Origin of the sequence: Haloarcula vallismortis ATCC 29715, assembly GCF_000337775.1 — an archaeon.
GTDB lineage: Archaea > Halobacteriota > Halobacteria > Halobacteriales > Haloarculaceae > Haloarcula > Haloarcula vallismortis.
The window spans coordinates 20,675-30,399 of record NZ_AOLQ01000032.1 but is presented as its reverse complement, the minus strand read 5'-3'; the positions used below and the strand labels follow the sequence as shown (position 1 = coordinate 30,399).

The window sequence follows — 9,725 nt, the reverse complement described above, 5'->3', positions numbered from 1 at the left end:
CGCCGGCGGCCGTGACGGTGTGGTCGATAGTGTCGAACAGCGACCCCGAACTGTCGCCCTGCATCGTCTCGGTGAGTTCGAGGTTGCGCTGGGTCGTCGCGTCGAGATCGACGTGAGCGCGCTCACCGTACGCTTGCAGGCGCGTGACCGCCGCCAGCGTGCCGACACCGGTATCGTCGACGTAGGACAGCACCGCACCGGCGGCTCGCAATGCCACGTCCTTATCACCGATTCCGACGCTGTCGACCGTCTCGCTCCCGAACTGCTCTCGGACGGTGTGGCTCGCCCGCCCCGGTTCGAACGACGCCGAGTCGTGCAGCGTCAGCGCCGCGTCCGTCCGCTCGCGCAAGCGGTCTAGGAACGCGTCGTCGTTCCGGAGTTCCGGGCCGGGCAGAATCTCGGCTGGCCCGAACGTGTACAGCTCTGTCAGCGCTTCGCCCGCGTCGGCATCGTCCAGTTGCGTGACCTGGAACTGCCCCGTGGTCACGTCCGTCGCGGCGATGCCGTAGGTGTCGCCGCCGTCTCGGGTGGCTTCTCGGACGACTGCGGCGAGGTACTGCGCCGATTCGTCGCCCGTCTCCAGATGCGTCCCGGGCGTGACGACCCGCGTTATGTCGCGGGCGTGCCCGTTCTCGGTTTCGTGCTGGTCAGCGATAGCGACCCGATAGCCACGCTCGACCAGCGCGGAGACGTACGGCGTCAGGTCGTCGACCGGCACCCCCGCCATCGGGTACGACGAACCGTGCGAGGACTTCTGGCTCACCTTCAGGTCGAGTTCGTCGGCGACGATCTCGGCGTCCTCGGCGAAGAACTCGTAGAAATCGCCACACTGCATCGCCAGCAGGTCCGCGTCGGTCCCCTCCTTGAGCGTGAGGAACTCCCCGACGATTCCCGTCGCCTCTGTCATACACGTCCGTGTGGTCGTCCCGGGCGTAAGGATTGCGGGTCGGGAGAGCGTGTTTGCGGCCGCCCGGCGTGGCCAGTGAAGAGGCTACAGGCCGTAGAACCGGGTATGGACGCGACAGCGACTATCGAGGCGTACTACGCGGCGCTTCGGGCCGGCGAACCGCTGGGTCCGTTTTTCGCCGACGATGCGAACCGCTCGGTGGTCAAGTTCGGCATCTCCGAACAGTTGGTCGGGACCGACGCTCTCAGGACCGGATTGCAGACCCAGACCGAGACGACGACCGACTGGACCGCCGACAGCCGTGCGCTCCGGGTGACAGAACGCGACGGCTACGCGTGGTTCAGCGACGACGTGGCGCTGTGCTGGACCGACATCGAGGATGGAGTCCGCCACGAGTACGACACCCGCTGGAGCGGAACGCTGGAAGCCACTGATGAGGACCGCCCGTGGCAGTTCGTGGGGATGCACGTCAGCACTGCCGAAGAGCTAGGGGAGTAGGTGGTCACTAATCGCCGTCGAGCGTGGCGAAGACGAACTCGCTGTCGCTCCCGAGGGGGTCCGTCGCGGTGACCGTCTCCGTCTCGGTGAAGCCGGCGGCGGCCAACTGGTCGAGGGTCGCCCGCCGACTCGGTGCCGAGAAGAACATCGACCCGCCCATCCAGCCGCGACGGACGGTCTCGAACTGCCCGCTCGGCAGCGTCATCAACACGGTCCCGCCCGGTCGGAGCACGCGGGCGAACTCCCGGTAGACGCTGGGGTGCTGGTCTCGTGGGACATGAAAGACGGCGTGGTAGGCCGTGACGGCGTCCACGCTGTCGGTTGCAATCGGGAGCGCCGTCATATCACCCTGCACGAGTCGGCTCTCCGGGACTGTTTCTGCGGCCAGCTCCAGCCCTGCACGCGAGAAGTCGAGGCCGATACTGCCAGCCGGCAAGTTCGCCAGGGTTCGTGCGCCATCGCCACAGCCGATGTCGAGGACGGTCGGCCCGTTGGGGAGCCGTTCGAGCAGGTCATTGAGCAGGGCGGCGTCCGACCCGGTCGGGTCACGCCGCTCCGCGTAGGTTTCGGAGACGCTGTCCCACGCGCGGCGCACCTCGTTGCGGTCCATACGTCTTGTGAGGGCGCCACACAGTTATGCGTTCAGCTGGCCTGACCTATTCCGATGACCCGTCGAGCGCGTCAATCGCCGCATCGAGCGTGAACTGCCCCTCGTAGAGCGCGCTGCCGACGACGACGGCAGCGGCCCCGGCCGACTGCAGCGCAAGCACGTCGTCGATGGTTGCCACGCCGCCGCTTGCGATTACCGGGATGTCGACGCTGTCGACAAGCCGGCGGACCGGCTCTGTCCTGACTCCCTCCAGTTGCCCCTCCACGTCCACGTCGGTAAAGAGGATGCCGCCGGCCCCGAGGTCGGCGTACCGCTCGGCGGCCTCGGCGGGGTCCAGCCCGGTGCCTTCGGTCCAGCCCGACACCACGACTTCGCCGTCCTTCGCGTCGAGGCTCACCAGCACACTGCCGGGGTGTTCGTCGCTGATTTCACCGACGATCTCCGGTGTTTCGACGGCGGCAGTCCCGAGGATGACCCGATCCAGCCCACGGTCAAGCAGTGAGACAGCGTCCTCGGCAGTCCGGATACCGCCGCCCAGTTGCACGTCAACGTCGGCCCCCACCGCGTCGAGGACGGCATCGATGGCCGCCGCGTTCTGCCGCTCGCCCTCGAACGCACCGTCGAGGTCGACGAGGTGGAGCGTCCGCGCGCCGGCGTCCACCCACCGCTGTGCGGCCTCGACTGGGTCGCCGTAGGTCTTCTCCGTGCCGCGCTCGCCACCGACCAGCTGGACCACCTGTCCGTCCTGCATATCGACCGCGGGGATGACCTCGAACTCGGGAAACATGGCTGTGGGTCCGGCGGCGGCCGGCGAAAGCGTGTCGGTCCGATGTGTGCGGAAGCCAGTGACCCGCATGCTTTTACGCTGTGATGGGAAAGGTCCGCCATGGGTACTGCTACACTCGTCCTCACACCGCTCGCCCGTCGGCTCGAAGCAATCATGTTCGGGCCGTACGAGCGCGAGTACCAGCTCTTCGAACAGGCCGTACTGGTCGTCGCCGTCGGCCTGGCGCTGGCCTGGGGGCTGGCCGCGTTCGGCATTCTCCCGCTCGGTGCCGGGGCGGTATCGTTGCTTGCGACTGCTGCCAGCGTCGCCATCTCGGCGTTCGTCGTTGTCGGACTGCTACAGTTTCTCGTCCTCGCGAACGTCCTCGAACGGACGAACGAGGATGTCGCGACCAAAGCCGCTGAACTCGAAGAGGCCGCGGAGCAACTGGAAACGACAGCCGAAGAGCTAGAGACGACCGCTGACGAGGTCGAAGACGCCGCTGAGACGGTCGACGAGGCCGCCGAGGACGTTGAGCAGACGGCCGACGAAGTCGAGCAGACGGCCGACGAGGTGGAACAGACCGCGGACGAAGTAGAGGAAACTGTCGACGAGGTCGAACAGACAGCCGACGAAGTCGAGCAGACGGCCGATGAAGTCGAACAGACCGCGACCGAGACCGGCGACGAGGACGCCGCCGAGAAGGTCACCGAGGTCAAGGACAAGACGACCGAAGTCAAGGACAAGACGACCGAGGTAAAAGACAAGACAACGGAAGTCAAAGACAAGACGACCAAAGTAAAAGACAAGACGACAGAAGCGAAAGACAAAACCACTGCGGTCAAGGACAAGACCAGCGATGCGAAACAGACCGCTGAATCAGTCACTGACGAGGTCGAAGCGGCCAAGGAAACGGCGAGCGAGGTCGAGGAGACCGCGGCGGCGGTCGAGGAGACGGTGCCGGCTGACGACGAGCACCTCGCGGAGGGGAGTGACGAATCCGCAGCCGACGATGGAAGCCCGGACGAGCGGTCGCCGTAGCGGCGGTCGCCGTCGCTTGGCGATTACCCGTTCGGTATGTTTTAACCCGGTGAGGGACTGACACCTGTATGGTCGAAGTTCTCTTTGCCCTCGGTGTTCTGGTGGCTATCTTCGTCGGCTTCAATATCGGGGGATCTTCGACGGGTGTCGCGTTCGGGCCTGCAGTCGGGTCAGATACGCTTTCGAAACTGTCCGCTGCGGCCCTGATGACCATCTTCGCGTTGGCGGGGGGACTCATCGTCGGTCCGGAGGTCGTCGAAAGCCTCGGGAGCAACCTCGTTGAGACCGCCTTCTCGCCGCTAATCAGCATCGTTGTGCTGTTTTTCATCGGCGTCGCGCTGTTTCTCTCGAACGTGGTCGGGGTTCCGGCGTCGACGTCGATGACGGCCGTCGGCGCTATCGCCGGTCTTGGTCTCGCTCGCGGAACGCTGAACGCCGCCCTGATGCTCGAAATCGTCTCGTGGTGGCTCGTCTCCCCGATTATCGCCTTCTGGGTCAGCGGGGTCATCGGCCGGTACTTCTACCCGACGCTCGTCGAGTGGTTTGCCGTCTCACAGAGCGAAGGGGCACTACTGGATTTCGACCGGTCTGGTTCGATTCCACGGCCGTCACTCGGTGCGAACACGACGACGCGTGAGTTCGTCGGGACCGTCGTCGTCATCGGTATCGGCTGTTATATGGCCTTCTCGGCGGGCGCGTCGAACGTCGCCAACGCCGTCGCCCCTCTCGTGGGGAACGGCTCGCTAGACATGTACCCGGCTATCCTGCTCGGTGGCGCTGCCATCGGCCTCGGTGCGTTCACTATCGCCCGCCGAACGATGGACACGGTCGGCAACGACCTGACCGACCTCCCGCTGGTCGCCGCCATCGTCGTCGCGGCAGTCGCCTCGACTATCGTTACCTTCCTTTCGGCGCTGGGTATCCCGGCCAGTTTCGTCATTATCGCCACGATGAGTATCGTCGGGCTCGGGTGGGGCCGTGCGACGCGAACGACGAGCCTCTCCGATACTGTGCAGGGCGAGGCGCCTGTCGCGTCTGTCGGTGCGCTGACAACCGACGCGGAGGCCGCAGATGCGCCGACTGTCGGCGGCAAGAAGGGAACGCCGAAGCCAGCCGAGACTGATCCCATCGGTGAGGAATCGCGTGAGGACATCCCGTCGGCGTCGGATCTGTTCGAACCCGGGACCACTGCTAGAGTGATTTTCCTACAGAACGTCGTCCCCTCGATTGCGACGCTCGCGGCGTATCTGGTGTTCCGGTTTCTCCCAATCACCTGAACAGTAATCGGCCCCCAAACAGCAGTCCTCGATTCCCGACGAATCCCCGCGTTGTCCCTCATTATTTTGCACGGCCTAAAACCGAAGGGCAAAGTCTAACAGGGCGGGGTTCAAACTCTCAGGTGATGCCCACGGTAGAGTACCTTAACTACGAAGTAGTGGACGACAACGGCTGGGACATGTACGACGATGACGTCTTCGCAGAGGCGTCGGACCTCGACCTCGACGACGAGGATCACGGGTCCCTTGACGTGAACGAAGGCGAGTACATCCTCGAAGCCGCCGAGGCGCAGGGCTACGACTGGCCCTTCTCGTGTCGCGCCGGTGCCTGTGCGAACTGTGCCGCCATCGTTCTCGAAGGCGACATCGACATGGATATGCAGCAGATCCTCAGCGACGAGGAAGTCGACGACAAGAACGTCCGACTGACCTGCATCGGCAGCCCGGACGCCGACGAGGTCAAGATCGTCTACAACGCCAAGCACCTCGATTACCTGCAGAACCGCGTCATCTAACGCGGCTCCTGCAGCGCACTACACTTTCTTCTTCCAGTAGCGACTACGTTCGACAGCTATCGTATCGGAACCATTAGGGGTGCCCCTGTACTGCGTACAGCCGTGCTTGGGTCGATACCCGACCTGCTTCGGCTGGTCGCCGTCCCGGTGTTCGGGTGGGCGGCCTACCGCGACGTGAAAACCCGCCGGGTGCCGAACCGGACCTGGACCCCGCTTGCTGCGCTGGCGGTCGTCCTCCTGCTGTGGGATGCCTACACCGTTTGGACTGGTCCGACAGCAATCGGCCAGCGGCTGTTCTTCATCAGGGTTGCAATCAGCCTCGGTTTCGTTATCCCGCTGTCATACGGCTTCTGGCTCATCGGCGGGTTCGGCGGGGCCGACGCGAAGGCGTTCATGCTCGTCGCCGTCCTCTTTCCGGTTTATCCGGTGTACTACCTGCCGACTGTCGCCCTCCCGATCCAGCAGAGCGCTATCGGCGTGTTCTCGCTGACGATTCTCTCGAACACCGTGCTTGCTGGCGTCGTCTATCCGCTGGCCGTCGCTGCCGGGAACCTCGCCCGCGGTCGCCTTTCACTGGCGATGTTTATCGGGCGGCCCGTTTCTGCCACCGCCGTCACCGAGGAGTACGGCCGCCTGCTCCAATCACCTGATGGATTCGACCGCGGCGGCCTCGACCTCGATGCGCTCCGGATGTACCTCCAGTGGCGTGGCTGCTCGCTCGCCGACATCCGCGCCGACCCGGACCAGCACCGACGTCCGACCTCCCTCCCAGAAGTCCCGAACGACCCCGGCGACGGGTCGCTTGCGACCGACGGTGGCGACCGCGTCATCGACGATGTCGACGGGCCGACAGGCCCCAGCGACACAACCGGAGCGTCCGACCGCAGCGACCCCATCGACGACCCATGGGGGGCCGAGCGGTTCCTGAACGACATCGACCACTCCGCCTACGGCACCTCGCCGGCCCAGCTCCGGGACGGGCTGGACGTGCTCGTCGAACAGGACGAGGTGTGGATTTCCCCCGGGATTCCGTTCCTCGTTCCGATGTTCGCCGGGCTGGTCGTCTCGCTCACCTACGGCGACGTGTTGTTCTCGCTGTTGCAGGCCGTCGGGCTGGCCTGACTCCAGACAGCAGAAGACCTATTTTACGGACACGCCTCCGACCGAGTATGACCGACGTCGACCTCGCGTTCGACGAGCAGGAGTATATTCCGGCCGTCGCTCAGGACGCAGACTCCGGTGAGGTGCTTATGCTCGCCTACGTCACCGAGGAAGCCCTCCGGAAGACCCGCGAGACAGGGGAGGCCCACTACTACTCCCGCAGCCGGGACGAACTCTGGCACAAGGGCGGGACGAGCGGCCACACGCAGGTCGTCGAAGAGGTGCGGGTCGACTGTGACGGGGACGCGCTGCTGTACATCGTCGACCAGACCGGCGGGGCCTGTCACACCGGCTACGAGTCCTGTTTCCACCGGACTGTCGACGGCGAGACGGTCGGTGAGCAAGTGTTCGACCCCGACGACGTGTACTGATGGCGCAATCCGACACTGATACCGAACTCAGCGCGGGAACCCCGGACGCGGTGGACCGCCTCGAACAGGCCGCCGAAGCGTACGACCGAGCGCAGGCACGCGTCGAGGAGATCGGGGCGGACGCGTTGCGCGATTGCCGCGAGGTCTACAGCGAACTGCGGAATCTGCTCGAAAGCTACGATGGGCGAGCGACCGGCGGCGGCGACTTCGAGGCGTTCATGGAGTTTCAGGGTCGGGTCGGGACGCTGACCGACGACCTCCCCGAGGACCTGCCCGAGCGCGATACCTTCGAAGAAATTGACGACTTCCTCCAGCAACGGCGGCTCACCGAGGGCGACTTCGAGCAGGCCCGCGAGATGCTCTCGCCCATCGGTGACCTTGTCGGACGGCTCGACGAACTCGACGACGCGCGAGAGCAGTACAAAAAAGCCCGGACTACCGCCGGCCGCCGACACGACGAACTGGGCGACCGCATCGACGACTTGGAACGCCTCCGGCGGCTCGGCGACGCCGACCTCGACGCACCGGTTGCGCGTCTCCGTGACCCCATCGAACGCTACAACGACGCTGTCACCGAGGCGTTCACCGAGTTTCGCCGCAACACGCCGGCCAGAGACGCCCTTGCGGTCATCGACCGGGCGGACGCCTACCCACTGGTCGAGTTTCGGTCCCCGCCCGCGGACCTGCTGACGTACGTCTGCGAGCACGACGCCGGGACCGAACCGGTTCCGAAACTGCTTGAGTACGCCGACTACTCCGCCTCGAAACTGGACCACTACGTCGACGACGCGGCGGCGCTGCGGAGCGCTGTCGCCACTCGGCAAACGTATCTCCGTCGGCTCGACGCCGAACCGGTGCGGGTCGACTGGCCGCCGCCGTCGGCCGACGCCCTGCCGTGGTATTGCCGGGAGTACCGCTCAGTCGTTGCCCGCTTCGCCGACGAGTCAGTTGTCGCAACACTACGGGAGGTGCGTGGGCTCGCAGACCGGGAGGATTACGAGCGGCTCCGGGAGAGCGCAGTCGCTCGCTCGGAACTCACAGAGAGCGAACGCGAGCGGCTGGCGAGCGGCGCTGTCGAACAGGAACTGTCGGCGGCCCGCGAGGCCAGCGCGGCTATCGAGGACGCCTTAGACGCTCACTCGTCGCTGTAGGAATTCGTCTGCTGGGTCGCTCGGCTGACCATCGTCTCGGCGAGTTCCTCGGCCCGGTCAAGCGTGCGCGCTTCTGCGTAGACCCGGACGACGGGCTCTGTCCCGGATGGTCGAGCAAGCACCCAGCCGTCGCCGTAGTCGAGGCGGTAGCCGTCCGTCGTATCCAGATCGGCCGTCGCGTCGTTCGCGTGGGCTTCGATGCCTTCGAGCATCGCTTCGCGCTCCGCTTCCGTCTCGTATTCGAGGTTCCGCCGGACGTTGTAGTAATCGTCGTAGTCAGCAGCGACCTCGCTTGCGGGTCGCTCGGCGACGAGTTCGAGGAACTTCGCGGCGGTGAACGCGCCGTCCCGGGCGATGCGGTAATCGGGGAAGAGGATGCCACCGTTGCCCTCGCCGGCAATAGCGACGTGTGTCCCTTCGTTTTGCAGTTTGCGGATACGGCTGACGATATACGTCGAGCCGATGGGGGTAAGCGAGAGGGTCGCGCCGGCGTCCTCGACCACGTCGACCAGTCGCTGGGAGGCGTTGACCGCCGAGACGACGCCGTCGTCGGACTCGATTTTCGCCGCCGCGAGCGCGGCCAGCGCGGCGTCGCCCTCGATGTGCGTTCCGGTTTCGTCGACGAACATCCCGCGGTCGGCGTCCCCGTCGTGGGCAAAGCCGAGGTCGGCGTCGGTGGCGCGAACGAACGCCCGCAGGTCTTCGAGGTTCTCTGCGACGGGTTCGGGGTCGCGGCCGGGGAAGTGGCCGTCGGGCTGGGTGTTGACGGTGTGGACTTCACAGCCGAGTTCGCGGAACAGGTCGGGGCTCGTCAGCGAGCCGGCACCGTGGCCGGGGTCGACGACGATAGTGAGGTCGGCGTCGGCGATACGGTCGCGGTCGACGGCAGACAGCACCTGCTCGCGGTAGCGGCGGCGGGCGCTCTCGATGGCGGTGTCGGACCCGACTGTCTCCCAGTCCGCGTAGGCCGGCGTATCGTCCCGGAGGGACTGTTCGACGCGGTCGAGCGTGTCACGCGTCAGTTCGACGCCGTCCGCGCCGATGAGTTTCACGCCGTTGTACGCGGCCGGATTGTGGCTCGCGGTAATCATCACGCCTGGGACCGCCTCACGCTCGCAGTAGGCCTGTAACCCCGGCGTCGGAACGACGCCGAGGCGGTCGACGTCGAACCCGACCGTCGTCAGCCCACTTGTCGCGGCGTTGATAAACGTCCGTCCGGTCGTCCGCGTGTCACGTGCGATTGCCACGCGGTCGTGGTCGTCACGCCAGACGTCCCCGGCGGCCTGTGCAACCCGAAGGACGTACCGCGGTGTCAGCTCATCGCCCGCGACACCTCGGACGCCACTCGACCCGAACACTTGCATTCGAGCGAGTGTCTGAGGCGGAGGGGCTTAGGAATGTCGCTGTCCGAATTCAACAGTCATTAGC

Annotated in this window: 11 protein-coding genes; 7 read left to right on the top strand and 4 right to left on the bottom strand. The window is 65.6% G+C overall.

All coding sequences use genetic code 11. The features are described 5' to 3' along the window. The coding region (locus C437_RS08400; protein ID WP_004516509.1) for a MutS N-terminal domain-containing protein at nt 1-907 on the bottom strand (907 nt) is incomplete at its 3' end. Nucleotides 908-1,012: 105 nt separating this feature from the next. Here C437_RS08400 and C437_RS08395 point away from each other — a divergent pair. Beyond that, complete coding sequence (locus C437_RS08395; protein WP_004516508.1) at nt 1,013-1,405, top strand: nuclear transport factor 2 family protein; 393 nt, start codon at nt 1,013-1,015, stop codon at nt 1,403-1,405. Between the two features lie 7 nt (nt 1,406-1,412). On the opposite strand, the gene C437_RS08390 is transcribed toward C437_RS08395, so the two are convergent. Both C437_RS08390 and hisA read right to left on the bottom strand, forming a co-directional pair. Further along, on the bottom strand, nt 1,413-2,015 hold the full coding sequence (locus C437_RS08390) for a class I SAM-dependent methyltransferase (RefSeq protein WP_004516507.1): 603 nt from the start codon (nt 2,013-2,015) through the stop codon (nt 1,413-1,415). A 46-nt stretch (nt 2,016-2,061) separates the two neighbouring features. Continuing rightward, on the bottom strand, nt 2,062-2,802 hold the full coding sequence (hisA, locus tag C437_RS08385; RefSeq protein WP_049919697.1) for a 1-(5-phosphoribosyl)-5-[(5-phosphoribosylamino)methylideneamino]imidazole-4-carboxamide isomerase: 741 nt from the start codon (nt 2,800-2,802) through the stop codon (nt 2,062-2,064). 99 nt (nt 2,803-2,901) lie between these two features. Between hisA and C437_RS08380 the strand changes: the two genes are divergently transcribed. The 6 genes from C437_RS08380 to C437_RS08355 all read left to right on the top strand — a co-directional run bounded on the left by C437_RS08380 (nt 2,902) and on the right by C437_RS08355 (nt 8,297). Beyond that, the gene (locus tag C437_RS08380) at nt 2,902-3,822 is read left to right on the top strand and encodes a hypothetical protein (RefSeq protein ID WP_004516505.1); all 921 of its coding nucleotides are present in this window, start codon (nt 2,902-2,904) and stop codon (nt 3,820-3,822) included. Between the two features lie 68 nt (nt 3,823-3,890). Further along, the gene (locus C437_RS08375; RefSeq protein WP_004516504.1) at nt 3,891-5,099 is read left to right on the top strand and encodes an inorganic phosphate transporter; all 1,209 of its coding nucleotides are present in this window, start codon (nt 3,891-3,893) and stop codon (nt 5,097-5,099) included. Between the two features lie 125 nt (nt 5,100-5,224). Beyond that, on the top strand, nt 5,225-5,614 hold the full coding sequence (fer1, locus tag C437_RS08370) for a ferredoxin Fer1 (protein ID WP_004516503.1): 390 nt from the start codon (nt 5,225-5,227) through the stop codon (nt 5,612-5,614). A gap of 102 nt (nt 5,615-5,716) precedes the next feature. Beyond that, on the top strand, nt 5,717-6,736 hold the full coding sequence (locus tag C437_RS08365) for an A24 family peptidase (RefSeq protein WP_004516502.1): 1,020 nt from the start codon (nt 5,717-5,719) through the stop codon (nt 6,734-6,736). Nucleotides 6,737-6,783: 47 nt separating this feature from the next. Next, the gene (gene hisI, locus C437_RS08360; protein ID WP_004516501.1) at nt 6,784-7,146 is read left to right on the top strand and encodes a phosphoribosyl-AMP cyclohydrolase; all 363 of its coding nucleotides are present in this window, start codon (nt 6,784-6,786) and stop codon (nt 7,144-7,146) included. Then, nucleotides 7,146-8,297 (top strand): DUF7118 family protein, encoded by a 1,152-nt coding sequence (locus tag C437_RS08355; protein ID WP_004516500.1) that lies wholly within the window; start codon nt 7,146-7,148, stop codon nt 8,295-8,297. The genes hisI and C437_RS08355 overlap by 1 nt, the downstream gene beginning before the upstream one ends. Here the strand turns inward: C437_RS08355 and glmM are convergent. Then, nucleotides 8,282-9,661, bottom strand: coding sequence for a phosphoglucosamine mutase (glmM, locus tag C437_RS08350; protein ID WP_004516499.1), 1,380 nt, complete (start codon nt 9,659-9,661; stop codon nt 8,282-8,284). The genes C437_RS08355 and glmM overlap by 16 nt on opposite strands. Nucleotides 9,662-9,725 lie beyond the last annotated feature (64 nt).